This window comes from Roseibium sp. (assembly GCF_048260565.1).
GTDB lineage: Bacteria > Pseudomonadota > Alphaproteobacteria > Rhizobiales > Stappiaceae > Roseibium.
On sequence record NZ_JBLXGP010000004.1, the window covers coordinates 69,456 to 95,584 of the forward strand.

General features: G+C 62.3%; 20 protein-coding genes. 12 read left to right on the plus strand and 8 right to left on the minus strand.

Annotated features, from left to right (window positions below; genetic code table 11):
• The first annotated feature begins 3 nt into the window (after window positions 1-3).
• The 8 genes from ACN0SO_RS11220 to ACN0SO_RS11255 all read left to right on the plus strand — a co-directional run bounded on the left by ACN0SO_RS11220 (window position 4) and on the right by ACN0SO_RS11255 (window position 6,633).
• Window positions 4-1,128: a carbon-phosphorus lyase complex subunit PhnI gene (locus ACN0SO_RS11220; RefSeq protein WP_417677621.1), complete on the plus strand. Its 1,125-nt coding sequence runs from the start codon at window positions 4-6 to the stop codon at window positions 1,126-1,128.
• A complete protein-coding gene (locus tag ACN0SO_RS11225) occupies window positions 1,125-2,066 on the plus strand; it encodes an alpha-D-ribose 1-methylphosphonate 5-phosphate C-P-lyase PhnJ (RefSeq protein ID WP_417677623.1) in 942 nt (313 codons plus the stop codon). Before ACN0SO_RS11220 ends, ACN0SO_RS11225 begins: the two co-directional genes overlap by 4 nt.
• Entirely contained in the window at window positions 2,063-2,851 is a 789-nt protein-coding gene (phnK, locus tag ACN0SO_RS11230) for a phosphonate C-P lyase system protein PhnK (protein WP_417677625.1), read from the plus strand. Before ACN0SO_RS11225 ends, phnK begins: the two co-directional genes overlap by 4 nt.
• A 9-nt stretch (window positions 2,852-2,860) precedes the next feature.
• Entirely contained in the window at window positions 2,861-3,562 is a 702-nt protein-coding gene (gene phnL, locus ACN0SO_RS11235; RefSeq protein WP_417677627.1) for a phosphonate C-P lyase system protein PhnL, read from the plus strand.
• A gap of 114 nt (window positions 3,563-3,676) precedes the next feature.
• Entirely contained in the window at window positions 3,677-4,408 is a 732-nt protein-coding gene (locus ACN0SO_RS11240) for a DUF1045 domain-containing protein (protein ID WP_417677629.1), read from the plus strand.
• Complete coding sequence (locus ACN0SO_RS11245) at window positions 4,405-5,547, plus strand: alpha-D-ribose 1-methylphosphonate 5-triphosphate diphosphatase (protein WP_417677631.1); 1,143 nt, start codon at window positions 4,405-4,407, stop codon at window positions 5,545-5,547. Before ACN0SO_RS11240 ends, ACN0SO_RS11245 begins: the two co-directional genes overlap by 4 nt.
• A gap of 28 nt (window positions 5,548-5,575) precedes the next feature.
• On the plus strand, window positions 5,576-6,157 hold the full coding sequence (gene phnN / locus ACN0SO_RS11250) for a phosphonate metabolism protein/1,5-bisphosphokinase (PRPP-forming) PhnN (RefSeq protein ID WP_417677633.1): 582 nt from the start codon (window positions 5,576-5,578) through the stop codon (window positions 6,155-6,157).
• A gap of 95 nt (window positions 6,158-6,252) precedes the next feature.
• Window positions 6,253-6,633: a DUF805 domain-containing protein gene (locus ACN0SO_RS11255; protein ID WP_417677635.1), complete on the plus strand. Its 381-nt coding sequence runs from the start codon at window positions 6,253-6,255 to the stop codon at window positions 6,631-6,633.
• 9 nt (window positions 6,634-6,642) lie between these two features.
• Here ACN0SO_RS11255 and ACN0SO_RS11260 read toward each other — a convergent pair whose 3' ends face one another.
• The 6 genes from ACN0SO_RS11260 to ACN0SO_RS11285 all read right to left on the minus strand — a co-directional run bounded on the left by ACN0SO_RS11260 (window position 6,643) and on the right by ACN0SO_RS11285 (window position 15,624).
• Window positions 6,643-9,522, minus strand: a complete 2,880-nt coding sequence (locus ACN0SO_RS11260) for an AsmA family protein (RefSeq protein WP_417677637.1) — start codon at window positions 9,520-9,522, stop codon at window positions 6,643-6,645.
• Window positions 9,523-9,782: 260 nt separating this feature from the next.
• The gene (locus ACN0SO_RS11265) at window positions 9,783-10,931 is read right to left on the minus strand and encodes a DUF1513 domain-containing protein (protein WP_417677639.1); all 1,149 of its coding nucleotides are present in this window, start codon (window positions 10,929-10,931) and stop codon (window positions 9,783-9,785) included.
• Window positions 10,921-11,994, minus strand: a complete 1,074-nt coding sequence (locus ACN0SO_RS11270) for an imelysin family protein (protein WP_417677641.1) — start codon at window positions 11,992-11,994, stop codon at window positions 10,921-10,923. Before ACN0SO_RS11270 ends, ACN0SO_RS11265 begins: the two co-directional genes overlap by 11 nt.
• Window positions 11,994-13,523, minus strand: a complete 1,530-nt coding sequence (locus tag ACN0SO_RS11275; RefSeq protein ID WP_417677643.1) for a di-heme oxidoredictase family protein — start codon at window positions 13,521-13,523, stop codon at window positions 11,994-11,996. Before ACN0SO_RS11275 ends, ACN0SO_RS11270 begins: the two co-directional genes overlap by 1 nt.
• A 266-nt stretch (window positions 13,524-13,789) precedes the next feature.
• Entirely contained in the window at window positions 13,790-15,055 is a 1,266-nt protein-coding gene (locus ACN0SO_RS11280) for an imelysin family protein (protein ID WP_417677645.1), read from the minus strand.
• Window positions 15,056-15,126: 71 nt separating this feature from the next.
• Window positions 15,127-15,624: a hypothetical protein gene (locus ACN0SO_RS11285; protein ID WP_417677647.1), complete on the minus strand. Its 498-nt coding sequence runs from the start codon at window positions 15,622-15,624 to the stop codon at window positions 15,127-15,129.
• 256 nt (window positions 15,625-15,880) lie between these two features.
• On the opposite strand from ACN0SO_RS11285, the gene ACN0SO_RS11290 reads away from it, so the two are divergent.
• The 3 genes from ACN0SO_RS11290 to ACN0SO_RS11300 all read left to right on the plus strand — a co-directional run bounded on the left by ACN0SO_RS11290 (window position 15,881) and on the right by ACN0SO_RS11300 (window position 18,066).
• The gene (locus ACN0SO_RS11290; protein ID WP_417677649.1) at window positions 15,881-16,354 is read left to right on the plus strand and encodes a TerB family tellurite resistance protein; all 474 of its coding nucleotides are present in this window, start codon (window positions 15,881-15,883) and stop codon (window positions 16,352-16,354) included.
• 69 nt (window positions 16,355-16,423) lie between these two features.
• Window positions 16,424-17,173 carry a glutamine amidotransferase gene (locus ACN0SO_RS11295; RefSeq protein WP_417677651.1) on the plus strand — a complete coding sequence of 250 codons (750 nt, stop codon included), beginning with the start codon at window positions 16,424-16,426 and terminating at the stop codon, window positions 17,171-17,173.
• Between the two features lie 179 nt (window positions 17,174-17,352).
• A complete protein-coding gene (locus ACN0SO_RS11300) occupies window positions 17,353-18,066 on the plus strand; it encodes a DNA helicase (protein ID WP_417677653.1) in 714 nt (237 codons plus the stop codon).
• Between the two features lie 65 nt (window positions 18,067-18,131).
• On the opposite strand, the gene pyc is transcribed toward ACN0SO_RS11300, so the two are convergent.
• Together pyc and ACN0SO_RS11310 are read right to left on the minus strand one after the other, a co-directional pair.
• On the minus strand, window positions 18,132-21,575 hold the full coding sequence (gene pyc, locus ACN0SO_RS11305; protein ID WP_417677655.1) for a pyruvate carboxylase: 3,444 nt from the start codon (window positions 21,573-21,575) through the stop codon (window positions 18,132-18,134).
• Window positions 21,576-21,726: 151 nt separating this feature from the next.
• Complete coding sequence (locus tag ACN0SO_RS11310; protein WP_417677657.1) at window positions 21,727-22,458, minus strand: LuxR family transcriptional regulator; 732 nt, start codon at window positions 22,456-22,458, stop codon at window positions 21,727-21,729.
• 598 nt (window positions 22,459-23,056) lie between these two features.
• Here ACN0SO_RS11310 and ACN0SO_RS11315 point away from each other — a divergent pair.
• Window positions 23,057-26,116, plus strand: coding sequence for a helicase-related protein (locus ACN0SO_RS11315; RefSeq protein ID WP_417678212.1), 3,060 nt, complete (start codon window positions 23,057-23,059; stop codon window positions 26,114-26,116).
• Window positions 26,117-26,129 lie beyond the last annotated feature (13 nt).

Below are 26,129 nucleotides of genomic sequence, written 5' to 3' on the forward strand. Positions count from 1 at the left end.
GCCATGTATGTTGCAGTCAAGGGCGGTGAGAAGGCGATCCGCAACGCGCACCAGCTTCTGGCCAAACGCCGCCGGGGCGACACCAGCATCCCCGCCCTCACCCTGGACCAGATTGCCGAACAGCTGGCGATCTCCGTCGCCCGGGTCATGGGCGAAGGCTCGCTCTATGACGAACAGCTCGCAGCCCTTGCCATCAAGCAGGCGCGCGGCGATCTGATCGAGGCGGCGTTCCTGATCCGCGCCTACCGCACCACCCTGCCGCGCTTCGGCTACAGCCAGCCGATCGATACGGCGGCAATGCTGGTCGAGCGCCGTATCTCGGCAACCTACAAGGATCTGCCGGGCGGCCAGCTTCTCGGGCCCACCTTCGATTACAGCCATCGCCTGCTGGATTTTGCGCTGGCCGCCGAAGCCGAAGGCGAGATCGAAGCGCCCGTGCGCCGGGAGCCCGCTGATGAGGCCATGCCGCGCGTGACCGATCTTCTGGACGAGGAAGGCCTGATGGAGGCCGATCCGGTTTCCAGCGAAGGCTCGCCGGTCGGCGACCTCACCCGCGAACCGCTGTCCTTCCCGGCGGACCGGGATCTGCGCCTGCAGAACCTTGCGCGCGGCGACGAGGGTTTCCTCCTCAGCCTCGCCTATTCCTCCCAGCGCGGCTACGGACGCACCCACCCTTTCACCGGAGAGATCCGCTACGGCGCCGTCGAAGTGGAGTTCTTTGCAGAAGAACTGGGCTTCGCCGTCAGCCTCGGCACCATCAAGGTGACCGAGTGCCAGATGGTCAACCAGTTCCAGGGAACGGCCAAGTCCTCGCCGAAATTCACCCGCGGCTACGGCCTCGTCTTCGGCCAGGTGGAACGCAAGGCCATGGCCATGTCGATGGTCGACCGGGCGCTGCGATGGGAAGAACTCGGCGAGGAGCAGGTCGCGCCCGTCCAGGATACGGAATTCGTCATGTCCCATTCCGATAACATCCAGGCGACCGGCTTCGTGGAGCACCTGAAGCTTCCCCACTATGTCGATTTCCAGGCCGAACTCGATCTCGTCCGCCGCATGCGCGACGAGTGGTTCGCCGCACGCGAGGCGGAAGAAAAGGCCTCCAGAGACCAGAAGGAGGCCGCGGAATGACCGCTCAGCCCAAGCCCCTCGACGAGGGCGAATACAACTTCGCCTATCTCGACGAACAGACCAAGCGCATGATCCGCCGGGCAATCCTGAAGGGCATTGCCGTACCCGGCTACCAGGTGCCGTTTGCCTCCCGCGAGATGCCCATGCCTTATGGCTGGGGCACCGGCGGGGTCCAGGTCACCGCCTCCATTCTCGGCGCCGACGACTGCCTGAAGGTGATCGACCAGGGCTCCGACGACACCACCAACGCGGTCGCCATTCGCGGCTTCTTCGAAAAGACAGCCGGGGTCGAAACCACCTTCGAGACCTCGAAGGCGTCGATCATCCAGACCCGCCACCGGATCCCGGAAAAGGATCTGCGCGAGGACCAGATCATCGTCTTCCAGGTGCCGATCCCGGAACCCCTGCGCTTCCTGGAGCCCCGTGAAACGGAAACCCGGAAGATGCATGCGCTGGAGGAATACGGCCTCATGCATGTGAAGCTCTATGAGGACATCGCCAAGAACGGCCACATCGCCACCACCTATGCCTATCCGGTGCTGGTCAACAACCGCTATGTGATGGACCCCTCGCCGACGCCGAAATTCGACAATCCGAAGATCGACAGAATGGCAGCCCTTCAGCTCTACGGCGCGGGGCGCGAGAAACGGATCTACGCGATCCCGCCCTACACCGAGGTCAAGAGCCTCGACTTCGAGGATTATCCCTTCGAAGTCCAGAAATTCGACAAGCCCTGCGGGTTGTGCGGCGCGGAGAACGTCTATCTCGACGAGGTCATCCTCGACGACAGGGGCGGGCGCATGTTCGTCTGCTCCGACAGCGACTTTTGCGAGGAACGCCGCGAGGCCGGGCACCTCGGCCCCATGGCCGCCGATCCGAATGCCATGACCCTTGCCGGCGGCACGTCCGCCGACCGCACCGAGGAGCCGGCCCGATGACCGATTTTTTCAGCAATGACCCGCTGCTTCAGGTCAACGGCGTCACGCGCTACTACGGCGACCGCATCGGCTGCCGGAACGTGTCCTTCCAGCTCTGGCCGGGCGAAGTTCTCGCCATCGTCGGCGAGAGCGGATCCGGCAAGACCACTCTGCTCAACTGCCTGTCGACCCGGTTGGCTCCGACCGCCGGCGCCATCGAATACCGCATGCGCGACGGCGCCATGCGCAACCTCTATCAGCTCGGCGAGGCTGAACGCCGCCTGCTGATGCGTACCGACTGGGGCTTCGTTCATCAGAATGCTGCCGATGGTCTGCGCATGACCGTCTCCGCCGGCGCCAATGTCGGCGAACGGCTGATGGCGGTTGGCGACCGCCACTACGGCCATATCCGTGAAACCGCGACCGACTGGCTCGGCCGGGTGGAAATCGAGTCCGATCGGATCGACGACGACCCCCGCTCCTTCTCCGGCGGCATGCGCCAGAGGCTCCAGATCGCCCGGAACCTGGTGACCCATCCCCGTCTCGTGTTCATGGACGAACCGACCGGCGGTCTCGATGTCTCCGTTCAGGCCCGGCTTCTGGATTTGCTCCGGCGCCTGGTGGCGGACCTGGGTCTGTCCGTGATCATCGTGACCCACGACCTCGCCGTCGCCCGGCTCCTGTCGCACCGGATCATGGTCATGCGCCACGGAGAAGTCATTGAAACCGGGCTGACCGATCAGGTACTCGACGATCCGCGCGAGCCCTATACCCAGCTTCTCGTATCTTCCATCCTCCAGGTCTGAGGCCGAACCATGCCAGTGCGTCTTTATCTCAGCCATGTCGGCAAGTCCTTCACCATGCACCTGCAGGGCGGAACGACCATTCCGGTCGTCTCCGGCGTCGACTTCTCCGTCGGTGCGGGTGAGTGCGTGGTTCTCGGCGGACCGTCCGGGGCCGGCAAGAGCTCGATCCTCAAGATGATCTACGGCAACTACCGCTGCGATCAGGGTCAGATCCTGGTGACCGTGGGCGACGAGATCGTCAACGTGGCGGATGCCGAGCCGCGCAAGATCCTGCAATTGCGCAAGGATGTGATCGGCTACGTCAGCCAGTTCCTGCGGGTGATCCCGCGCGTGCCGGCGGTGGAAGTCGTCGCCGAGCCGCTGATCCTGCAGGGCACGGACGAAGGAAAAGCGCTTGCGAAGGCGCGCGATCTCCTGACCCGGCTCAATGTGCCGGAGCGGCTCTGGGGCCTGCCGCCGGCTACGTTTTCCGGCGGCGAACAGCAGCGCGTGAACATCGCCCGCGGTTTCATCGCTCATTACCCGCTGCTGCTGCTCGATGAGCCGACAGCCTCGCTCGACGCCGCGAACCGGTCCGTCGTGGTCGAGCTGGTTGCGGAAAAAAAGCAGGACGGCGTTGCCATGGTCGGCATTCTGCACGACCAGGATGTGCGCGACAGAATTTCCGACCGGATCGTAGACGTCACCGCCTTCCGGGCGGAGGCAGCCTGATCCGATGAACACATGCAGGGGATAGCGTCACAGGATCGACATGGAATAAGACTAGGCGAATATTTCGTTTCGTTCCCGCGACCCTTCCCCATCCGATGACTTTGAAGATCTGACATGCGCTATGCGGTTTATTACGCGGCTCCGGCCGATGATCCCCTGATGGAGCTTGGGGGCACCTGGCTCGGACGAGACCCGTTTTCAGGCCACGACCTGACCCAGCCGGCCATTCCCGGTCTGGAGGCAGAGACGGTCCGCACCCTGACTGCGGACCCGCGCCGCTACGGATTTCACGGCACGCTGAAGGCGCCATTTTCCCTGAAGAGCGACGCCAGTGAAGCGGATCTCGTCGAGGCTTGCGAAAGTTTCGCCGCGCAAGTGGCCCCCTTCTTCGTGAACGAATTGTCGGTCAACCGGCTGGGCAAGTTCCTGGCGCTCACCCCAACGGGGCCGGAAGCGGAATTGTCCGCCTTCGCCGGCCTCTGCGTGCGCGCGTTCGAGCCTTTGCGCGCGCCTCTGTCTGACGCCGATATCGAGCGCCGCCGCAAGAGCGGGTTGACGCCGAAACAGGACGGCTATCTGACCGGCTGGGGCTATCCTTACATTTTCGACGAATTCCGCTTCCACATGACCTTGAGCAACAAGCTCGAGGACGAAGCGCAGGCCGCGGGCCTGAAAGACGCCGCCGAAACCTTTTTCGCGCCTGTGACCGGTGCCCCCCGGCAGATCGCCTCATTCGGTCTCTATACCGAGGCCGAACGCGGCGCGCCCTTCACCATCAGGAAAATCTATCATCTGACCGGCGACGTGCTGCCTACGGCAGCCTCCGCCCTCGAGGAAGTCCAATGAGCGCCGAACCGACCGTTTTCAAGAACGCCCGACTGATCCTGCCCGACAGCGTGATCGACGGCAGCCTGACCTGCGATCGTGGCAGGATCGCCGATATCGACGGCGCAACCTCCGTCGCCGGCCACGACTGCGAGGGCGACTACCTTCTGCCCGGCCTGATCGAACTGCACACCGATCACCTGGAGGTCCACTATGCGCCGCGCCCGAAGGTGCGTTGGAATCCGGTGTCCGCCGTGCAGGCCCATGATGCCCAGATCGCCTGTGCCGGCATCACCACCGTGTTCGATGCGCTGCGTGTCGGCATGGACGAGGATGCGGACCTACGCGCGCCGGACATGCGCCAGCTCGCCGATGCCATCGAGCAGGGCCAGGACGAAAACCGCCTGCGCGCGGACCACTTCATCCACTTGCGTTGCGAGGTTTCCGCGCCCGACGTTCTCGAAGCCTACAAGTTCTTCGAAACCGACAGCCGCGTGCGCCTGATTTCGCTGATGGATCACACGCCAGGCCAGCGCCAGTTCGTGTCGCTGGATGCCTACAAGATCTACTACCAGGGCAAGAAGGGCTTTTCCGATGCGGAGATGGAGGCCTTCATCAAGGACCGCCAGTCCCGCGCCGGCGACATTGCGCCGAACAACCGCAAAGCCATTGCGGCCGATGCCCGTGAGCGCGGCATTTCGATCGCCAGCCACGACGATGCGACCCCAGAACATGTGGTGGAAGCCGTCGACCTCGGCACCCGCATTGCCGAATTCCCGACGACCATCGAGGCGGCCCGCGCTTCGCGCCAGGCGGGCATGAGCGTGCTGATGGGCGCGCCCAACGTGGTGCGCGGCGGCTCGCACTCGGGCAACATCTCCGCCCGGGAACTGGCCGAAGCCGGCTGCCTCGACGTGCTGTCCTCCGACTATGTGCCTGTCTCCCTGGTCCAGGCCGCCTTCCAGCTGGCCGACGAGGTCGACAGCATCAGCCTGCCGCAGGCGATCGCAACCGTGACCGCGACCCCGGCCAGGGCAATCGGCCTCGACGATCGCGGAACCCTGGAAACGGCTAAGCGTGCCGACCTGGTTCAGGTCAAGCTCGTCGGCAATGTCCCGATCGTGCGCGGCGTATGGCGCGAAGGCCGCAGGGTTGCCTGAGGAACGAACACGGAAAATCGAGACAGTGATGACCGGAACCGGCATTCAGGCGGACAACGATAGGAAACTCGGACCGGGCAAGATGGTCCTGGTCGTCGGGCCGAGCGGTGCCGGCAAGGACACGCTGCTGAATGCGCTTAAGGAGCGCCTGGCGGATGATCCCGGCTTCCGCTTCGCCACCCGGCAGATCACCCGCCCTGCGGATGGTGCCACCGAAACCCATATTCCGATCTCCGAGGCCGACTACGATGAGGCCGTGACGGCCGGTCGCTACGCGCTCGCATGGCGCGCCCACGGCCTCGGCTACATCCTGCCTGCGGAGCTGGACGACGTTATAAAAGCAGGCGGCACAGTCGTCGCCAACGGCTCCCGTCACGCCCTTCCCGACGCGCTGCGCAAATATGAAAACCCTCTGGTCCTGCTGATTACCGCGCCGAAGGCCGTTCTGGCCGAAAGGCTTGCGGCCCGCGGACGTGAAAGCCGTGCGGAGATCGAAAGGCGTCTGGAGCGGACGCAATTGGACATGCAGGACATTCCGAACCTGGCCCGGATCGAGAACACGGGAACGGTCGAAGAGGCGTTGGAAAAGATACTTGGAAAATTAGCCTAGCCTCGTAAGGCTTTACAAACCGAGTTGCTTAATCGGAAATTGAGCAGACTGTGCCATTCTCCCCCGACATGCATTTGTATTTGGGGGCACTTACAATGTTTCAGGCAGCTGATACTGTTCTTTCGAATTACTTCACATTTTCCGGTCGCGCCAACCGGGCCGAATACTGGTGGTGGATGCTTTTCATGTTTCTCACCGCCGTGGTCATGGTGCTGGTAGACGCTTTCTTCATCGCCCCGTCCTTCAGCCAGAGTCCGATCGCCCTGGACGGTAAAAGTCCCGCAAGCCTCGTCACCAATCTTCTGCTGTTCTTTCCAAGCCTCACCGTCAGCGTGCGCCGGTTGCACGACATCGACAGGTCCGGCCTGTGGATCCTCATTGTGCTGGTGCCGCTGATCGGCGCGCTGCTGCTGTTCATCTGGTCCCTGCAGGGCGGAACCCGGGGCTCGAATTCCTACGGCCCCGCGCCCTATTGAGGATGCTTTCTACTCGTCCTTCTTTTTCTTGCCGAAGGATCCCAGCAGACCGGAGGGCAGTCCGAAGCCTTCTTCGACCGCCTTCAGCACGTCCTGATCGTTGACGTCGCCTTCGATGACTTTCTGAATGTCGATCTGTGTCTTGCCGCCGGTCGCCCGCTTGATCGCCTCATTGGCGACGTCCGCCAGCGCATCGTCGGGTTTCTTGTCCTTGAGCGCCTTCACCAGATCGCCGCCCATGCTCTGCAGCTGTTTGTAGGCAGCTTCCGGGTTTTCCAGGATACCAGCGACATCGGGATAGATCCGCGGATTGTCCCAGGGTCCCTTGGCGATCACGGGCACACCCAGGCCGGCCAGTTTTTTGTCTTCGCCCTTCGCCCGCGGCGCCGGCGCCTGGCCTTCCAGGGTCGGTACAATTCTCGGTTCCACGCGCCAGTCGAGCGTGCGATCCGGCATGTTCGTCGTTCCGCCGCCGCTCACCCGGACCAGCGGTCCGACGAGCGAGAAGTCGTCCGTGACGGCTATGCCGTTTGCAATCTTGAAATTCGCCGACATGGAACTGAAATCGGTCTTTTCTTCCGAGCCTCCCGCCCAGCCGAGCAGCGTTTTGACCGAAAGACCGCGTACGATCTGCGGAATATTGATGCCCCGGAGCGACCCGTCGGCGAATTCGACGCGTGCCGTGCCGTTGAGATTTTCAACCAGTTGGCGCTCGGAGCCCCCGACGGCCGCCAGGTCCAGATCCATGAAGGCCCGTCCGTGCAGCCAGCGTGTGTCCGCCGCATCGCGCAGGAACGGATGGGCGTCGAGATTTTCAAGATGGAACGAGGCCTTGACGCCTGCCGCCGTTCCCGCACCGTTCAGGGTCAGATTGCCGGATGCATTGCCTCCGTAAAGGCTGAGCTTCTGCAGATCCGCGGTGAGAACACCGTTCTGGATCTTCGCTTTGAGCACGCTGCTTCCGATTTTAAGCGCGTCCCAGACGATTTCCTTGCTTGTCACCGAGAAGTCGGCGTTGACGGTCCTGAGCCCGGAAAAATCGATCGGCGCCGTGCTCCAGCTCCCGCTGGCGCCGGAAGATCCGCCATTGCCGCCAGTATTGCCGGACGCCTTCCCGCCGCCTGAAGACGATGATCCGCTCCTGCCTCCGGAACTGCCGCCCAGATAGGGATCGAGAACCAGCGTACCGAGATCGAGGCGGGCAGTCACCGTTGGCGTCTTGCCGAAGGTCACGCGACCGGTCGCCTTGCCGGAGGTCTGGTCCAGAACGAAGCTCGTTTCCTCGAACCCGACCGCATTTTCCTGCGCAGAGAACAATCCGGAAACTTTGAACGTCTTCAGACCGCTGCCCGCCGAGACCGGCTGGCCGACCCAGGCGAGCAGGGACCGCAGATCCGCGGTTTCCAGCGACAATGCCCCTTCCAGATCGCCCCTGCTTTGAAACCGGCCGTCGAAACCGGCCGAAAAACGTTGTCCCTTGATCTGTGCGGAAACCGGTGCAGCGATACCGGCCAGAAGCGGCGCGGGCGTTGCCTTGCCGGTGACCGTAAAGCCTTCGCCGCGCCAGGACATGCCGCCGTTCAGGGCAAGCGGACCGTCCAGACCGTCGATGTTGAGGGACAGGGATATATTCTTGATCGTATCCGCCGCCGGATCGCCGCCGGCAACCGAGGCGAGGCCAAGGCCCGAAACTTCGCCGGCATCCAGATGGGCATTCCCCTTGAGGTTCAGACTGGCGAGCAATTCAGGCGTGTCCACCCCGCTCGCGGTAAACGCCAGATCCGCCTTCAGATTGCCCGAGGCGGCCAGATCCTGGCCGGCAAGCGCGAGAAGATCTGCAAGCGACCCCTTGTCGAGCACCATGCGTCCGGAAAGCGCCGGAACCTGGCCGGCCAGATCCGCATCGAAGGATCCGCCGAGACCAAAGCTGCCCATGGTCGCCTTGAGATCGTTCAGGACGATCGCTGTCTCATTGCCCGCGAGATGTCCTTCCACGGCGAAACTGCCCGGATCCCGGGGAAGCGGCTTTCCGAACAGGGCGGCCAATTGGCTGACCGACGGCCCGGACGCCGAAATCGTCACATCGGCCTGTGCGGGGTTGAGACCTGCCTTGCCGGCTACCGCAAAAGACGCATCGCCGCTGGAAACCTCCAGGGATACCGGCACTTCCTCGCCGCCGATGAATGACAGCGGCGCGGACATGGAACCGGCGACGGCAACCGGATTGTCCTGCCAGTCGAACCGGCCTTCCAGATCGACATCTCCTGCCAGATCCGGAGCGGAAACGGTCAGATCAAGCGCTTTGATCTCCACCCTTTCACCGGTTTGGCGGTTCGAATAGACCAGGTTGCCCTGGGAGATCCCGAACCGGTCGACGCCGATCTTCCTGATGAACCCGGCTTCGCGGGTGGCGGCGGGTTCGCCGCTTTCAGGTGTTGAGGGCGCCGGTGTTTCCGCGGTTTGTCCGGAGGACGGATCCGGGCTTTCCGCTTCCCCGAACCGGCGGCGCGGCTGCCAGCTCGTCGTGCCGGAGGGTCCGATTTCCAGAAAGATATCGGGTTTCGTGAGGTCAATCCCGGTCAACCGGATCTCTCCGCCGAACAGGCCTTCCCAGGCCAGTCCGAAATTGACCGCCTCAGCCTTGGCGAACTCGATCCCGTCAGCGCCCGCCTCGCCGGAGAGGCCGACGTTTTCCGCGGTCAGCGAAAACCCGGGCAACAGGGACAGGCTGACCGGTCCGTCGAGACGAAGACGCCAGCCGAGCTGGTTCTCCACCGCCGAAACGACCTGCTGCTTGATGGCGTCCTTCGGCAGGAAGAACGGTAATACCAGCAGGACTGTTACCAGCAGAAAGAAAAACGCCCCTAGTCCGATCAGTAGCCGCCGCATACCTTTCCCCATCACGATTCGAGGCCGTGTGGCGGAATTGAAACACGCCTCATTTCAACGGCGGATGCCGGGGCGCATTTCAAATCCAAAAACCACATTAAAAACAAATACTTGCTAGTCACCCCTTTGAATCTGAAGTTCGTTCAGATCAGGCCAAACAATCAGACGAACGCCAGATTCGGGTGACCAGTCTATGACAAGCCCGCAATAAGTGTGAGGCTTCATTTTGGCAAGAACGCGACGGGAAGCTTGTGTGGACCTTACAAGGCCACCATGTGGTTGTCCCAGGAGACGCCAGGAGGCCGAGCCAGGATTTCAGGCAAAGACTGCGGATCTTCCGCATAGCGCAGCCCGCCCGTGCCATCGGAAATCAGGAAGCCCGACGCATCGAGCGGTGCCAGACCGCAACCGTCGACCACCTGATCGGCTCCCAGAAAGGCTCCGGTGTCCGCTGCCCAGAACAGGACCTGCCCGCCGCGCGGAGCCGATGTGGCGATCACATCGCCAGAGGCATTGGCAACGACCGAACCGATATAACTCTGCAACCCGGACGCCAGTGTCAGGGGGATCTCCGTGAATTCAGGTCCGCTGTCGCGGGTCATGCGCGCCACCAGAGGCGGTGTCAGGCTCTTGTCGCCCTCGAACTGACCGCCAACCCAGACCTTGCCCTCTCCGTCCATCGCCATATGGCGCAGGGACAACTGATGCAGATCCCGGCTCAGGCTGTGCCCGGCAAGCAGATCGCCGCTCTCCCTGTCCAGAAAGACGACCGACGGCTGCATGGTGTCGAGATTGAGCTTTTCGCGCGGGCGCGACGGATGGGTCTCGATGCCGCCATTGGCAACGACCAGAACCTTGCCGCCTTCGGCAAGGAGAATGTCGTGCGGACCGATCCCGCCCGTCTCGATCTCGCCGATCCGCCGGATCTGCCGGCCGCTGACGTCATAAACGCCCAGCACGCCGCGCACGGCGTCGTAGTCATTCTCCACCGCATAGACCAGACGGCCGTCCGGCGAGAAACAGCCATGGCCGTAGAAGTGCCGGCCCTCGATGGAAGTCAGCACCTGCGGCTCGGTTCGCTCGAACGGATCGATCAGGAGGGCAAAGGTACCCGGGCGCCGGGCAAAGGCCATGACCCGCCGCCCGTCCGGAGAGACCGCGATACCGTGACCGCGGCCCGGCAGCGCGACACGGGCAAGCTCCTGACCGGCGTCATCGATGATCGCAATTCCGTAACTGCCGTCGGCTTCCCGGCGTGCGCTGGCAAAGAGCGGAGTGTCGAGCGCGCTTTCGTCAATCAAACCCGCACCGCCGGCGAAGGCGGGAAAAGGACCGGCGCTGATCGCTGCGATCCCGCCAAGGCCTGCCAGCAAGGCGCGCCGGCTGATGGTTACACGGTCAGTCCCCATCCAGCGCATTGAAGCCTCCTGATAAGGAAAGAGCCCCGGCAAGCTCTCCTGCCATCGTATCCCGCAGGCTGTTGACGGTCAGGGTCAAAACCTTGAGCCGTTGATAATTGTCGCCGTCCTCGAGGGACTGTCGGATCGGCGGCGCGATGCCCGCCAGAAGGGTCTGGGCATTGCCGAACTCGAAATAGATCGAATCCGGGATCCAGGCATAATCCTCGCTCAACAGCGGCTCAAAATCCGCCGCCCGCAATGCCTCTTCGATCCCCTTGAGTTCCGCGCCCAAATAGGCAAGTCCGTTGCCGGAACGGGAAAAGGGAACCCGGTTCGCTTTCGCGCTGTCCGGACCCTTGCCGAGCGCCGGCAGAACATCCTGATCCTTGGCAATGATCAGCCCGGTGACCAGCGCGTTGAAGATCACTTCGATCGCATCCTTGCTGGTCCGCACGTGGTCGTTCCTGGTGCCCGGCATCAGCAGGTCCGAACTGTAACCGTCCGGATCCTCCCAGGCCGCGGCGACCTCGCCGGCAACCTGGGCCACATTGACGGCAATCGCCTTCGCATAACCGCAGATGAACTCCCGCAACTTGCCCGGTTCGCCGAGCACCACCCGGCCGTCCTTGTCGAAGGCGATAAGCTGCAGGGCCGCCAGCCCCTGGACCGCGACGCTCTTGTCCTTGAGGGCCACGGCATCCGTTGCCGTGACGTCCTTCTGGGCAAGGATCTTTCGGATCTGCCTTTGAGCAATCCCGCGCGGATCGGGCATGAACGCCAGCCGGTTCAGGCGATCCTCCTCAAGCAGCGGCCCGTAGCGGAGAAAGGAAATCCTCGCGAAGGCGGCGACCGCCTCAGCATATTGGCTCGCAAACGCCGCCCTGGTTTCGGCGGTCGCGTCCCTGCAAACCGTATCGATGACGGGCGCGAGCTCATCCGCCGTTCCGGCAAATCCCTCCGCCACCGGACGAATATAGTCCTCGATACTGTTCTTGATATTGGCCGAAAAGTCCTGCGCCGTCGCCGGTCCGGCCATGATGCACAAACAGGCGGCGTAAATCAGAAAACGCATCAAAGCGACTCCAGGAAACGAATGAGGGCTGCCCGGTCGTCCGGATCAAGTTCGACGACCTGATCGCGCGCCGGCTGGGCCTCTCCGCCATGCCATAACACGGCTTCGAGCAAATTGCGCGCCCGCCCGTCATGCAGGAAACGGGTGTGATCGTTGACGGTTTCCGTCAGCCCGATCCCCCACAGCGGAGGCGTCCGCCATTCGCTGCCCGAGGCATCGCCGACGGGACGGTGATCGGAGAGGCCTTCGCCCATGTCATGCAGCAGCATGTCCGAATAGGGCCAGATCAGCTGGAACCGGTGCGCCTTGTTTTCCGCCTTCCGGCTGGTGACGAATTTCGGATTATGGCAGGAGATGCAGCCGATCTGGTGAAACAGTTCCTTGCCGCGCAGAACGACCGGATCGTCGAAATCGCGCCGGGCCGGAACCGCAAGATTTTCCGAATAGAAAGTAACCAGCTCCAGGACCGGATCGGGGGCTTCGGTATCGCCAAGCTGGGCCTGCTCTCCGGTCGGCAATTCCCGGCAGGCCGTCTGCGCTCCGGTGCAGTCCCCGTAAGGGTCGGGCCGGTCCGGCGTGCCGATCCCGATATCGCCGGAAAAGGCATCCCCCGACTGCGCCCGCACGGTCGGGTTTGACGCCTTCCAGCCGAAGCGGCCGATCGTCAATTCACCGGCCCGATGGTCCCGCACCCGGCTCACCTTGCCGGAAATACCGTCGCCGTCTTCGTCATCCGGATCGGCAAGAGCCTCGATGTCACCCGGATGAATGGCCTGCAGCAGCCCCATGCCGATCATCGGCGGCGCCACGCGCGGCGAGATCATCGCGTCCGGGTGCATCGGGCCGAAGCCGAGATCGCGGATCCTGTAGGTCGGCTTTTGCAGGACAGCCACCTCACCGCCGTTGAGCGGCACCTCGATCTCTTCCAGCTCGATATCGAACCGACCTTCGCCGGGCAGTCCGGGCACCGCAAAGGTCTGGAACTGACCGCCGTAGGTCGGCTCCGGGATGCGCAACTCCGCCTTGGAGGCAAGGGCTGCTTCCTGTTCGGCAGTCTGCGGCGGGATCGACAGGCGCAGGAACAGCGAGACGGCGTCCTCCCCGTCGCGCGGCGGGCGCCCGCGGCCGTCTTTCAGGTGGCAGCCCTGGCAGGACCGGGCGTTATAGAGCGGCCCCAGCCCGTCCGAGGCCTGCGTAGAAGACGGGGACGAGGCCCACATCTTCTTGAACAGGCCGTTGCCGACCTTGAAGGTCTGTTCTTCCTCGAACGTGATGTTCGCGGAGGAGTGGGAATATGCGTCCCGATTGATCAGTTTGGTTGAGGTGGCCGCCCCGCCGGACATGGGCTCGAACATTTCCGGTTTGGAAAAATCCGTTGCCGGGTCAACGACACGCGCAACGCGCTTCCTGTCCTTGGGCGTCAGGTCGTCACGATGAGCCAGGACATCCTTTGCGCTCGCCGGGCCGAGAGTCGCACCAAGGGCGAATACGGCGGCAAGGATGGGTGCGCACCATTTGGTAGAGGTCATTTTTCGAGGCCAATCTGTTCGCGTCACTTTCCGGCACCGTGCGCCCCAATTAAGGGTCAGGACCTATTCATTTTATGCATTCTGCGGGAGTGGCTTTGTCTACTGACAAGGAAGAGAGCCGCAGGAAACCATCCGGTTTTCAAGGGTCTCTGACGCTGTCAGCAGGCAAAGACGCCCCGCAGAATGCATAAAATGAATAGGTCCTGACCCTAACACGGCACCTCTAAAAGACCGGCGGGACATAATGCCCCGCCGATCATCGTATCTTACTGGAACACAGCGTTCGGGTTGTCGAGGCTGTCGGACCCTTCGAAGGCGATTTCCTCAAGCTCCAGAGCCTTGACGACCCGCTCGATCGACTTCGTCTGGTCGACCAGCGCATCGACGGCCGCCTGGACGACGGCATTGCCCTCGTCATTGCCTTCGCCGATCATCTGATCATAGGCCTCGCCATTCTCGGCGCGGGCCTTCATGGCTTCGAAAGCAGCCAGAGACGCATCGAGCTTGGCCTTCATTTCCTCAGCCAGCGCCGGATCCTTTTCGGCAACCAGCTCTGCGAGCGAAGCGCCGGCAACGTCGTTCTTGCCGTCCAGGCTCTTGTAGGTGCCGAAATAGACGTTCCGCATGCCGACGACATCGTTGTAGTGCGACATGTGGGTGTTGTCGGAGAAGCAGTCATGCTCTTCTTCGGGATCGTGCAGCATCAGGCCGAGCTTGATGCGCTCACCGGCCAGTTCGCCGTAGGAAAGCGAGCCCATGCCGGTCAGGATGGTTGCCAGACCGCCGGCTTCGCCCTTGCCGGCCAAGTCCGCGCGGGCTTCTCCGTCCGGTGCCCAGGCGGCGACCATTTCTTCCAGATCCGTAATCAGAAGAGCCGTGGCGGCCTTCAGGTACTGGATACGGCGTTCGCAGTTGCCGCCGGTGCAGTTGGCGGGATCGAAATCGGTCGCGGGACGGTTGCCGGCACCGGCGTCGGTCCCGTTCAGGTCCTGACCCCAGAGTAGGAATTCGATCGCATGGTAGCCGGTCGCCACATTGGCTTCGACTTCGCCTGCTTCCTGGAGCTCTTCGGCCAGAAGCGCCGGCGTGATCTCGGTGGCGTCGATGGTCTCCCCGCCTACCTTCAGCGTCGGGTTGGCAATCACGTTGGCCGTGTAATAAGCGTTCGCTTCGGAACTGTCGCCGTAGGACACATCCACGTAGTCGATCAGGCCCTCGTCGAGCGGCCAGGCATTCACCTTGCCTTCCCAGTCGTCGACGATGGCGTTGCCGAACCGATAGGCTTCGGTCTGCTGGTAGGGATTGCGCGCCTTGACCCATGCGGCCCGGGCGGCAGCAAGCGTTTCGTCGTTCGGGTTCGCAATCAGCGCGTCGATCGCGGCCTGCAGGTCTTTCGCCGAGGTCAGGGAATCGCTGTAGGCGGCTTCGGCGACATCGCCATAGGTCTTCAGGACATCCTCGGGCGTTGCGGCCAGGGCCGGCAGTGTCATGAAGGCGGCCGCAGCCATCAGGCCGTACTTCAAAGATTTCATCAGATGTTTCCTCTCGATTTTCAACAACAATGGATGGGTTTGGGAGGCCGTCTTGTCCGGCACGTGATCGGTCAGTGCATTCTGACGGGTTTCAACCGTTTCAAGGGACATTCTTCCAGCGGAAGGCTCGACAGATCCACGGGCTTGAGCATCAGGCCGCAGTCTTTCAGGGCGCCTGCGAATTCGCCGGCGGCATAAAGCGTTTCCCCGACGCCCTCGTCGAAAACGAGAGCGGCGCCCGCGGCTTCAAGCACCGCGGCATCGCCTGCCTGCGCGGCGGCGACGAGCGAGGCGACCAGGCACTCGTCCTGGCAAAGTCGGGGGCAATCATAGGGAAACAGACACAGAGCCCGCTTCCCATGGGTCTTGAGCGCCCGGGCATAATGGGCAAGCTCCGAACTCGGCTTTCTGGCATGATCGACACCGAGTTCGACCGCGTAGAGCTTCCAAGCCATTTCCCAGCAGCCCACATCCCCGGTCGCATATCCGGCCATGAGACGGCGCACGCCCTCCACAACGAGCCTTTCGGCCTTTCGGGACATATCGATGGACGTGGGCGTTCCGGTCATTCCGGGCGTTCCTGGTGCAGCGGCAATGGATCGATGGCCGCAGGAATCAATTTATGAGGATAAAAGTCAAGTATAAAATTAAACAAAATCAATAGTTTAGAATAATTCAAAACTGGAAGATCAGATGCAGGTTTTGATTCTGTCCAAGTTTTTCCAACATGTGAAGAAAAGATCAAGTGTTTGATGATACGAGAGGATTGTCGTCAGATGGCCGAGCCATTAGGTTGATGTCGAAGAATAACTCCGGACTTCATACATGCTGAAATCATTCAAGCAGTTCATTCGCGAAATCACTCTCGGTGACAGCGCCAAGAAAACCTTTGCCGAGGACGACCACCGGCTCGCGGCGGCCGCGCTGTTATTTCATCTCACCGATGTTGACGGAGTTATTGAGGACAGCGAAATCCGGAAGTTGCGGGAAATCCTCCAGAACCACTATCAGCTGACCGACGACGAGACGAAGGAACTGATCGACACCGCCAAGCTCAAGGACAGCGAGGCCGTCGACCTTTATGGCTTCACTTCCGTTTTGAAGCGACGGACGGACGAGGCGGAACGCCTCGCGATCGTCGAGATGATGTGGGAAGTCGTCTATGCGGACGGCCATGTCCATGAATTTGAAGACAACACCATCTGGCGGGTCGCCGAACTGCTGGGCATTTCAACCCGGGACCGGATGAACCTGCGGCGCAAGGTGGCCAAATCCACCGAGGAGCCGGACCAGGACTGACGGAGCTTTCGCGATATTGCACCGCAAAAGGGCTCGACCGCGTGCGCGAAGTGTTTCATATTTGGTCCCATGAGATTGGAAACCTTCGCTGACTCACCCCGTCCGAAAGTTCTGGTGATCCTCCATCAGGAGCATTCCTCACCCGGTCGCGTCGGGCAGGAACTCATCAAGCGCGGCTTTGCTCTCGACATTCGCAAACCCCGCTTTGGCGACACGCTTCCCGAGACCATGGCCGGCCATGCCGGAGCTGTGATTTTCGGCGGTCCGATGAGCGCCAACGATCCGGATGCCTATGTCCATCGCGAGATCGACTGGATCAAGGTGCCGCTGTGCGAGGAAGTCCCGTTCCTCGGGATCTGTCTCGGCGCCCAGATGATGGTCAAACAGCTTGGCGGCACCGTTGCGGGTCATCGCGACGGACTGGTTGAGATCGGCTACTATCCGCTGCGCCCGACCGAAGCGGGCAAGGCGCTGATGAATTGGCCCGACAAAGCCTATCAATGGCATAGCGAAGGCTTCGACAAGCCTGCCGGCTGCGAACTCCTGGCCACGAACCCCACCTATCCGAACCAGGCGATCCGCTATGGCAGCAATGCCTATGGGATTCAATTCCACCCGGAACTGACCCACTCCATGCTTGTCCGCTGGACGACCCGCGGCGCACCGCGGATGGCCCTGCCGGGTGCCCAGCAGCGCCGGGATCACTTCGCCGGCCGCTATGTATACGACCTTGCCGTGCGCCGCTGGCTCGACTCGTTTCTCGATCTGTGGATCGGACGCGCCGACGGAAAGCATGTCCACTGCATTGCAGCCGAGTGACGTTTGCCGTTCCGTACAAGTCCGAATCGCACTAAAAAGACGTCCTGGTTTCGTCCGAACCTCCCCACTCCATCCGGGAAAGCATCATGAATGCAGGACGGCTTCATCTTTGAACCCGCTCTGCGGATATCCGGCATAAGGAGGGATTGCGGAACACGTCCGTGGCAGGAGGTTCGTCCATGAAACTCTCAGCACCCGTCTATGTCCTGAAACGCAAGGCGCGGCTATTGTCGCGCGAGACGCAAATACCGCTGCATGAAGCGCTTGACCGGATCGCAGCCGGAGAAGGCGTCGAAAGCTGGAGCCTGCTTTCCGCCAGGTTTGCGACCGCTTCCCCGGCTGTCAAACTCTATCCGAAACTTTTCCCTGGAGACCTCGTCCTCATCGGCGCCCGCCCGGGTCAGGGCAAGACGCTGTTGAGCCTGGAACTTGCCGTGGAAGCGATGAAGGCAGGAAACCGAAGCACCTTCTTCACCCTCGAATACACGCAGGTCCATGTGTTGGACCGATTTCGGGCGATCGGCGTGGACCCCAATCGGTTCAAGGGCCTTTTCGATCTGGATATGTCCGATGCCATCAGCGCGGACTACATCATCGAAAAGATGGCCGGCACGCCCTCCGGCAGCCTCGCGGTCGTGGATTATCTGCAGTTGCTCGACCAGAAGCGGGAGCATCCCGACCTGATGCAACAGGTGCACGCGCTGAAAGCCTTTGCGGAAAAGCGCGGCACGATCTTTGTCGTCATCTCGCAGATCGACCGCGCCTACGAGTTGTCGGCAAAAAGCTGCCCGGACCTCGACGATGTCCGGTTGCCTAACCGTCTTGACCTCTCCCTCTTCTCCAAAACCTGCTTCCTGCAGGAAGGCGAAGTGCACTTCAGAGCCGCCGGCTGACGGTTCACCGCGTGGGATTCCGGCCACTGGACAACAGCGGCCGGTTTTTTCATGGCTAAGCCGGATCAGCCCGAATAGACGATCAGGAGATCCTTGGCGTCGATCTGCGCGCCCGGCGTCACCAGCACCTCTCCGATTGTCCCGTCGCGCTCCGCGTGGAGGGCGGTTTCCATTTTCATGGCCTCGATCGACAGGAGAACGTCGCCGGCGGACACGGTCTGGCCCGGCTTGACGGTGACCGTGGAAATGACGCCCGGCATCGGTGCGCCGACATGGGCCTCGTTTCCGGCGTCCGCCTTGCGCATGGCGGCAGACCCTGCCGCTCCGTGCGCCCGGTCAGGGACCTTGATGATCCGCGGCTGGCCGTTGAGCTCGAAAAAGACCTTCTGCTCGCCCTTCTCGTCCGTTTCGCCGAAGGCCTGGCAGCGCAGCACCAGCGTCTTGCCCGGCTCCAGATCGACAAGGATCTCATCGCCCGCCTCCAGCCCGTAGAAATAGACCGGCGTCGGCAGGACCGAGGTCGGGCCGTATTGCTGCTGGGCCTTTTCGAAGTCGGTAAAGACCTTCGGATACATAAGATAGGCGGCAAGATCCGCGTCATCCATGTCCCGCCCGGTCGCTTCCGCGGCCTTCGTCCGCTCCGCGTCGAGATCGGCCTGTTCCAGCAGGGAACCCGGACGCACGGTGATCGGTTTTTCGCCCTTGAGCACCTTGTCCTGGATCTTCTTCGGCCAGCCTCCGGGCGGTTGGCCGAGATCGCCATGCAGCATCTTCACAGCGGAATCCGGGAAGGCGACATCCTTGGCCGGATCCTCGACATCGGCCACCGTCAGCCCCTGGCTGACCATCATCAGCGCCATGTCGCCGACGACCTTGGACGACGGCGTCACCTTGACGATATCGCCGAACATCATGTTAACGTCCGCATAGGCCTGGGCGACCTCATGCCAGCGGGTTTCGAGCCCCAACGAGCGCGCCTGCTCCTTCAGGTTGGTGAACTGGCCGCCCGGCATTTCATGGAGGTAAACCTCGGACGCGCCGGAGCGCAGGTCGCTCTCGAACGCCCGATACTGGCTGCGCACCGCTTCCCAGTAGAAGGAAATCTCGCGGATGGTCTGCGGGTCCAGCCCGGTATCGCGCGGACCGCCGCGCAAGGCCTCCACGATCGAGCCGAGGCACGGCTGCGAGGTCAGGCCGGAGAGTGCGTCCATCGCCGCATCCACCGCATCGACTCCGGCCTCGACGGCGGCAAGGACGCTCGCGGCCGAAATTCCGGAGGTGTCATGGGTGTGGAAATGGATCGGCAGGCTGACCTCGTCCTTCAGCGCCTTCACCAGGATGCGGGCCGCTTCCGGCTTCAAAAGGCCGGCCATGTCCTTGATGCCGAGGATATGCGCCCCGGCCGCTTCGAGTTCCTTGGCCAGTTCGACGTAATACTTCAGATCGTATTTCGGCCGGGCGCTGTCGAGCATGTCGCCGGTATAGCAGAGCACGCCCTCGCACAGCTTGTTGGCCTCGACGACCGCATCCATGGAAACGCGCATGTTCTCCACCCAGTTCAGGCAGTCGAACACGCGGAACAGATCCACGCCGTTTTCCGCCGCCTGGGCGACGAAGAACTTCACCACATTGTCCGGATAATTGGTGTAGCCGACGCCGTTTGAGCCGCGCAGAAGCATCTGCAGCAGAATGTTCGGCGCCTTTTCCCTGATCAGCCGCAACCGCTCCCAGGGGCTTTCGGTCAGAAAGCGCATGGCGACGTCGAAGGTCGCCCCGCCCCAGCATTCCAGCGAGAACAGCTGCGGCAGGCCGGAGGCATAGGCATCGGCGATCCGTACGATGTCATGGGTCCGCATGCGGGTGGCAAGCAGGGACTGGTGGCCGTCGCGCATGGTGGTGTCGGTCACCAGCGTCCGCGTCTCGGCCTTCATCCAGTCGGCGAAGCCCTTTGGGCCAAGCCGGTCGAGAAGCTGCCGGGTGCCTTCCGGCTTGTCGTTGCCGTAGGCCGGCACGACCGGCAGGGCAGCGTCCTTCGGCGGGCGGGCCCGAGAGCGGGTTTCGGGATGACCATTCACAGAGACATCGGCAATGTAGGTCAGAAGCTTGGTCGCCCTATCCTTGCGCCGGGTCTGTTCGAACAGCTCCGGCGTGTCGTCGATGAACCGGGTGGTATAGGAATTCGCCCGGAAATCCGGGTGGTCGATGATGTTTTCCAGAAACACCAGGTTGGTCGCGACGCCACGGATACGGAATTCGCGCAGCGCCCGGTCCATGCGCTTGCAGGCTTCCTCGGCCGTCGGCGCCCAGGCCGTCACCTTTTCCAGGAGCGGATCGTAGAAACGGGTAATCACCGCCCCGGAATAGGCGGTCCCGCCGTCGAGCCGGATGCCGAAGCCGGTCGCGCCCCGATAGGCGGTGATCCGGCCGTAGTCGGGGATGAAGTTCTGGTCCGGATCTTCCGTCGTGATCCGGCACTGCAGCGCATGGCCGTTCAGTTGAATGTTTTCCTGGGCCGGCACGCCGCTTTCCGGCGTTCCGATCTTCGCCCCGCCCGCAATCTGGATCTGCGCTTTGACGATATCGATGCCGGTGACTTCCTCCGTCACCGTGTGTTCCACCTGAACCCGCGGATTGACCTCGATGAAGTAGACGGACCCGGTATCCGCATCCATCAGAAACTCGATGGTCCCCGCACCCCGGTAATTGACTTCTCGGCCGATCTTCAGGCCGTAGCCGCAAAGCTCCTGGCGCTTCGCCTCGTCCAGGTACGGCGCCGGCGCCCGTTCGACCACCTTCTGGTGCCGACGCTGGATGGAACAATCGCGTTCGAACAGATGCACCAGACCGCCCTGACCGTCGCCGAGGATCTGCACCTCCACGTGACGAGCCCGCTGAACCAGCTTTTCCAGGTAGATTTCGTCCTTGCCGAAGGCGGCCCGCGCCTCCCGCTTGGCGGCCACCACGTCGCGCATCAGCGTGGCTTCATCCGGAATGACGCGCATGCCGCGGCCGCCACCGCCCCAGGAGGCTTTCAGCATCACCGGATAGCCGATCTCGGACGCCAGCCGCTTGACTTCCTCCATGTCGTCGGGCAGCGGATCGGTTGCCGGCATGACAGGCACACCAGCCTCGATCGCCAGGTTGCGCGCGGCCACCTTGTTGCCGAGGCTGCGCATGGTCTCCGGCTTCGGGCCGATGAAGATGATGCCCGCTTCCTCGCAGGCTTCGGCGAATTCCGGACTTTCCGACAGAAAGCCGTAACCCGGATGGATCGCGTCGACCTTCGCGGTTTTGGCAACGCGGATAATCTCGTCTATGGCCAGGTAGGCTTCGATGGGACCCAGACCCTGACCGACCTGGTAGGCCTCGTCCGCCTTGAAGCGGTGAAGGGCCAGCTTGTCCTGTTCGGCGAAGATCGCCACGGTCTTCAGACCGAGTTCGTTTGCGGCCCGGAACACGCGGATCGCGATTTCGGAGCGGTTTGCGACGAGAATTTTACCGATTGCCAAAAACAGTCCTCCCACGACGGTTTACATTGCAGTGCGGCAAGAAGCCGGATCTGTTTTCTACTGCGATTTTTATCGATTTAGAAGTGCGCATCCCGCCGCGCCTGTTGCCGCAATGCGATAGTCGGCACAGAAGATGTTTAGAGTCAGGGCCTTACCCGATAATCCCGTTACGGAAAGCGAGTGCGACCGCATGGGGGCGGTTGGCCGCGCCGAGCTTGCGCGACGCTTCTTTCAGGTACCAGTCCGCCGTGTGACGCGAAATGCCCAGCTTGTCGGCGATCCCGGCACTGGTCAGGCCTGCTGCTGACCACTTCAAACACTCCGCTTCCCGTGCGGTGAGACCGAACTCGGCACCGCGTTGCGGCAATTTCGGCTTCGCCAGATCCATGACATGAGAATAAGCGCACATGCCGGCCAGATGCAGCGCCCGCAGATCGTCGGGGGTCAGGTCGGCTCTTTCTCCGCCGAACATCAGGGATCCGATCAGCCCCCGCGGACCGTGTATCGGCATCAAAACGCCGTCATTCATTTTGAAGGCGCGCGCCTCGTCCAGGATCCGAAGGCCCTCGGGGGTCACATCCTCGTCGTTGCGGGTATCGGCCCAGAGAAACGGTTCGGCCCTTCGCGTTGCACGCGCGATCACCGGATCATGTCGGATATAGTTTTTCCGCAGATACCGGCTCTCCCATTCCGGATCCCAGCCCGACGACAGAACATAAGGAGCGCACATCGAACCCGGTCCGGTGAAAGTCGCCAGCACGTAGGACGAAAACCCGTAATGTCCGGCAAGGTCAGACAGATCTGCCGCCGCGGCTTCGACAGTCCCGCGGCTGGACACCTTCTCCGCGAACGCGAACACCTTGTTTAAATGCCCGTCCTGCATTCAGCGCTCCGAAAATTCCGCCGGACAGCTACCGAGGAACCGTACCCCTGACCCAAAAAGAAACACTTGCCTTAAACAGCCAACTCCTGCGCTCATTGTCAGGATCTTTCGGGATCAGGATGTTGATTTCAAATATTCAGAAACACCATATTTGGCAGGAACAAATCAAAAACCCTGCAAAATAAGTGATTCGTCGCGGTTCTGTTCCCAGTTCGTCCAACCGTTAAATCACAATGCATTCATTATTGTATTTCCATTTACGAAATATCCATGATTGACAGAATTATCAAGCCGGACGGGAAATCCGCTCCGATTCTCCTAAAGCATTGGCCAGATTCAGCATTTTGTAGCCGCTCCGGGCCCGCAACCCAGATGTCGTAGAGAACGAATCCTGAATCCCCGCGAGTCGCCGATTCGGTCGAGCTTTGTTCCCGAGTCGTTCCTTTCAGCCGATTTTGAACGCCTCCAATGGCTGAATTTCCCGATACACAGTCCTGAAAAAGACGCGGGACAGGAAACCGATGCCGTGCTAGACCGCGCAGGCTATTCCGATCGGGCCATGACGGCCCGCGATACAGACGAACCCAACTCTCGCCAAATGCCCCGTCCTCACAACATGCCGCTCCCGCCAGCTGCCCGCTCGAAAACCGTTACCGCGGTTCTCGGGCCGACCAATACCGGCAAGACCCATCTGGCCATCGAGCGCATGCTGGCACAGAAGTCCGGCCTGATCGGCCTGCCTTTGCGTCTTCTGGCGCGGGAAGTCTACGGCCGGATTGCGGAGCGCGCCGGCGCGGACGCGGTCGCCCTGATCACCGGCGAAGAGAAGATCCTGCCGAAGTCCGCGCGCTTCTACGTTTCCACGGTCGAGGCCATGCCGCTCGATCTGGACACGGAGTTCGTCGCCATCGACGAAGTCCAGCTTGCCGGCGATCTGGATCGGGGTCATGTCTTCACCGACCGTATTCTGAACCTGCGCGGACGGTCCGAAACACTTCTTCTGGGGGCGGCGACGGTCCGCCCGCTTCTGGAAAAGCTGATCCCGGGGCTCAACGTGGTCACCCGGCCGCGCATGTCGGTCCTTGCCTATGCCGGCCAGAAAAAGGTGTCGCGTCTTCCGCCCCGGTCCGCCATCGTCGCCTTTTCGTCCGATGAGGTTTACGGCATCGCCGAGCTGATCCGCCGCCAGCGTGGCGGCGCCGCTGTCGTTCTCGGCTCGCTCAGTCCCCGGACACGCAACGCCCAGGTCGAATTGTTCCAGAACGGCGACGTCGAGCACCTGGTGGCGACCGACGCCATCGGCATGGGGCTCAATCTGGATGTCGACCACATCGCTTTTGCCGGCAACCGCAAATACGACGGCTATCAGTACCGCCAGCTCACTGCCGCGGAGATGGGCCAGATCGCGGGCCGCGCCGGCCGGCACACCCGCGACGGCACCTTCGGCGTCACCGGCCGCGTCGATCCTCTGGACGACGATCTGGTGGAACAGATCGAAAATCACCATTTCGGCGCCCTGAAAGTGCTGCAATGGCGCAACAGTCATCTGGATTTTTCATCCACGACGGCCTTGCGGCGGACCCTCGACAGGCCTCCGAACGAGGACGGTCTGGCCCGTGCGCCCATCAGCGAGGACATTACCGCCCTTGAGAACCTGTTGCGCGATTCCCTCATTCAGGACCTGGCAAAGGGCCAAAAAGCGGTCGAATTGCTCTGGGATGTGTGCCAGGTGCCCGATTACCGCAAGATCGCGCCGGCCAATCATGCGGAACTGCTGAACACGATTTACACCCATCTGATGCAGGACGGAGCGATCGCGGATGACTGGTTCACCCGTCAATTGGCCTTCGCAGATCGCACCGATGGTGATATCGACACGTTGGCAAACCGGATTGCCCATATCCGGACCTGGACATTTGTCGCGAACCGTCCCGACTGGCTGGCCGATCCGGCCCATTGGCAGGGCGTGACGCGCGATATAGAAGACAGGCTGTCCGATGCCCTCCACGATCGCCTGACGCAAAGGTTCGTGGATCGGCGCACAAGTGTATTGATGCGACGTTTGAGAGAGAACGCCATGCTGGAAGCGGAAATTACATCGAGCGGTGATGTGCTCGTGGAAGGTCAGCACATCGGGAATCTGCTTGGCTTCCGGTTTGCACCCGATTCATCGGCCGAAGGCCAGGACGAGAAAGCCGTGCGCGCTGCCGCCCAAAAGGCCCTGACGACGGAAATCGAAAACCGTGCCGACAGGCTGTCGCGTTCCGAAAACGGCGACTTCATTCTGGCCTCCGACGGTTCGATCCGGTGGCGCGGCGAGGCCGTCGCCAAGCTGACCGCCGGCGAGGACGTTCTCAGCCCCACCGTTCTCCTGCTCGCGGACGAACATCTGACCGGCCCGGCCCGGGACAAGGTCCAGGAACGGATCAACCTGTGGGTCCGGTCCCAGGTCGAAACCCTTTTGAAACCGCTCACCGACCTGAAGGCCGCCGAAGGCCTTGCAGGCCTCGCCCGTGGCATCGCCTTCCGCATCGTCGAAGGTCTCGGCGTCCTGGAACGCCAGGAAGCAGCCGATGAAATCCGCCAGCTCGATCAGGACATGCGTGCTTCCCTGCGCAAGCTCGGCGTTCGTTTCGGCGCCTATAACATCTATGTCCCTGCTCTCCTGAAGCCGGCGCCCAGCCAGCTTCTGGCCCAGCTCTGGGCGCTCAAGCACGGCTCGCTCGACATGGACGGCCTGTCGGAACTGCCGCAGCTTTCCGCGTCCGGTCGAACCTCCATCCCCGTCGATCCGACCATCGACAAGGCGCTCTACAAGGTCGTCGGGTTCCGCGTCTGCGGACCGCGCGCGGTCCGCATCGACATCCTGGAACGACTCGCCGACCTGATCCGGCCCCTGATTGCCTGGAAGCCGCTCGATGCGGAAGTATCCCCTCCCGACGGCGCAATCGCCGAAGGCGGCGGCTTTACCGTCACCGTGGCCATGACCTCCCTGCTCGGCTGCGCCGGCGAGGATTTCTCCGCCGTTCTGAAGTCCCTCGGCTATCGGCTCGAGAACCGCGAAGTCCAGCGCCCGGCAGCGCCGAAAGCGGAAGAGCCCGGTCAACCGACAGAAGCGGAAGTTCCGGCGGAAGCCGCACCTGAAAACGCTGAGGCTGCCGGAGAAACAAGCGAAACGCCGTCCGCGGAAAGCGCATCGCCCGAAACAACGGCCGAACCGGCTCCAGTCGAAGCGGAAGCCCCGGTGGAAGCAGGCGCGGAAGTCGAAGCCGTTACCGGGACTGAATCCGCAGAACCTGCTGCGGAAGCCGAAGCAGCTCCGACGCAAGAAGCCTCAGCCGCGGAAGCCCCGGCCGAAGCCGGCGAGATGGAAACGGTCACCATCGAGATCTGGCGCCCGGGCCGCTCCGACCGCCGCCCGCGCGGCCGCAGCCAGGACAACCGGCGCGGTGCCGAGGGGCGGAAAGGCGCCGGTCAGAAACGTCCCGCAGGCCCGAAGGGCAAGGGCGGCAAGCCGCAGCGTGGCGGAAAACCGTTCGAAGGCGGACAGGGGCGGCGGGACAAGGCGCCGCAGCGCGACAAGCCGATCGATCCCGATTCCCCGTTTGCAGCCCTCATGGCGCTGAAAACCGACATGGACAACAAGGGAAAGAAGTAGATTCCGGGAGACG

Bases quoted from the DNA above. Each gene is read 5' to 3' on its own strand.
- ACN0SO_RS11220 (WP_417677621.1), top strand. From the start codon at position 4: ATGTATGTTGCAGTCAAGGGCGGTGAGAAGGCGATCCGCAACGCGCAC.
- ACN0SO_RS11225 (WP_417677623.1), top strand. From the start codon at position 1,125: ATGACCGCTCAGCCCAAGCCCCTCGACGAGGGCGAATACAACTTCGCC.
- phnK (WP_417677625.1), top strand. From the start codon at position 2,063: ATGACCGATTTTTTCAGCAATGACCCGCTGCTTCAGGTCAACGGCGTC.
- phnL (WP_417677627.1), top strand. From the start codon at position 2,861: ATGCCAGTGCGTCTTTATCTCAGCCATGTCGGCAAGTCCTTCACCATG.
- ACN0SO_RS11240 (WP_417677629.1), top strand. From the start codon at position 3,677: ATGCGCTATGCGGTTTATTACGCGGCTCCGGCCGATGATCCCCTGATG.
- ACN0SO_RS11245 (WP_417677631.1), top strand. From the start codon at position 4,405: ATGAGCGCCGAACCGACCGTTTTCAAGAACGCCCGACTGATCCTGCCC.
- phnN (WP_417677633.1), top strand. From the start codon at position 5,576: ATGACCGGAACCGGCATTCAGGCGGACAACGATAGGAAACTCGGACCG.
- ACN0SO_RS11255 (WP_417677635.1), top strand. From the start codon at position 6,253: ATGTTTCAGGCAGCTGATACTGTTCTTTCGAATTACTTCACATTTTCC.
- ACN0SO_RS11260 (WP_417677637.1), bottom strand. From the start codon at position 9,522: ATGCGGCGGCTACTGATCGGACTAGGGGCGTTTTTCTTTCTGCTGGTA.
- ACN0SO_RS11265 (WP_417677639.1), bottom strand. From the start codon at position 10,931: ATGGGGACTGACCGTGTAACCATCAGCCGGCGCGCCTTGCTGGCAGGC.
- ACN0SO_RS11270 (WP_417677641.1), bottom strand. From the start codon at position 11,994: ATGCGTTTTCTGATTTACGCCGCCTGTTTGTGCATCATGGCCGGACCG.
- ACN0SO_RS11275 (WP_417677643.1), bottom strand. From the start codon at position 13,523: ATGACCTCTACCAAATGGTGCGCACCCATCCTTGCCGCCGTATTCGCC.
- ACN0SO_RS11280 (WP_417677645.1), bottom strand. From the start codon at position 15,055: ATGAAATCTTTGAAGTACGGCCTGATGGCTGCGGCCGCCTTCATGACA.
- ACN0SO_RS11285 (WP_417677647.1), bottom strand. From the start codon at position 15,624: ATGACCGGAACGCCCACGTCCATCGATATGTCCCGAAAGGCCGAAAGG.
- ACN0SO_RS11290 (WP_417677649.1), top strand. From the start codon at position 15,881: ATGCTGAAATCATTCAAGCAGTTCATTCGCGAAATCACTCTCGGTGAC.
- ACN0SO_RS11295 (WP_417677651.1), top strand. From the start codon at position 16,424: ATGAGATTGGAAACCTTCGCTGACTCACCCCGTCCGAAAGTTCTGGTG.
- ACN0SO_RS11300 (WP_417677653.1), top strand. From the start codon at position 17,353: ATGAAACTCTCAGCACCCGTCTATGTCCTGAAACGCAAGGCGCGGCTA.
- ACN0SO_RS11310 (WP_417677657.1), bottom strand. From the start codon at position 22,458: ATGCAGGACGGGCATTTAAACAAGGTGTTCGCGTTCGCGGAGAAGGTG.
- ACN0SO_RS11315 (WP_417678212.1), top strand. From the start codon at position 23,057: ATGCCCCGTCCTCACAACATGCCGCTCCCGCCAGCTGCCCGCTCGAAA.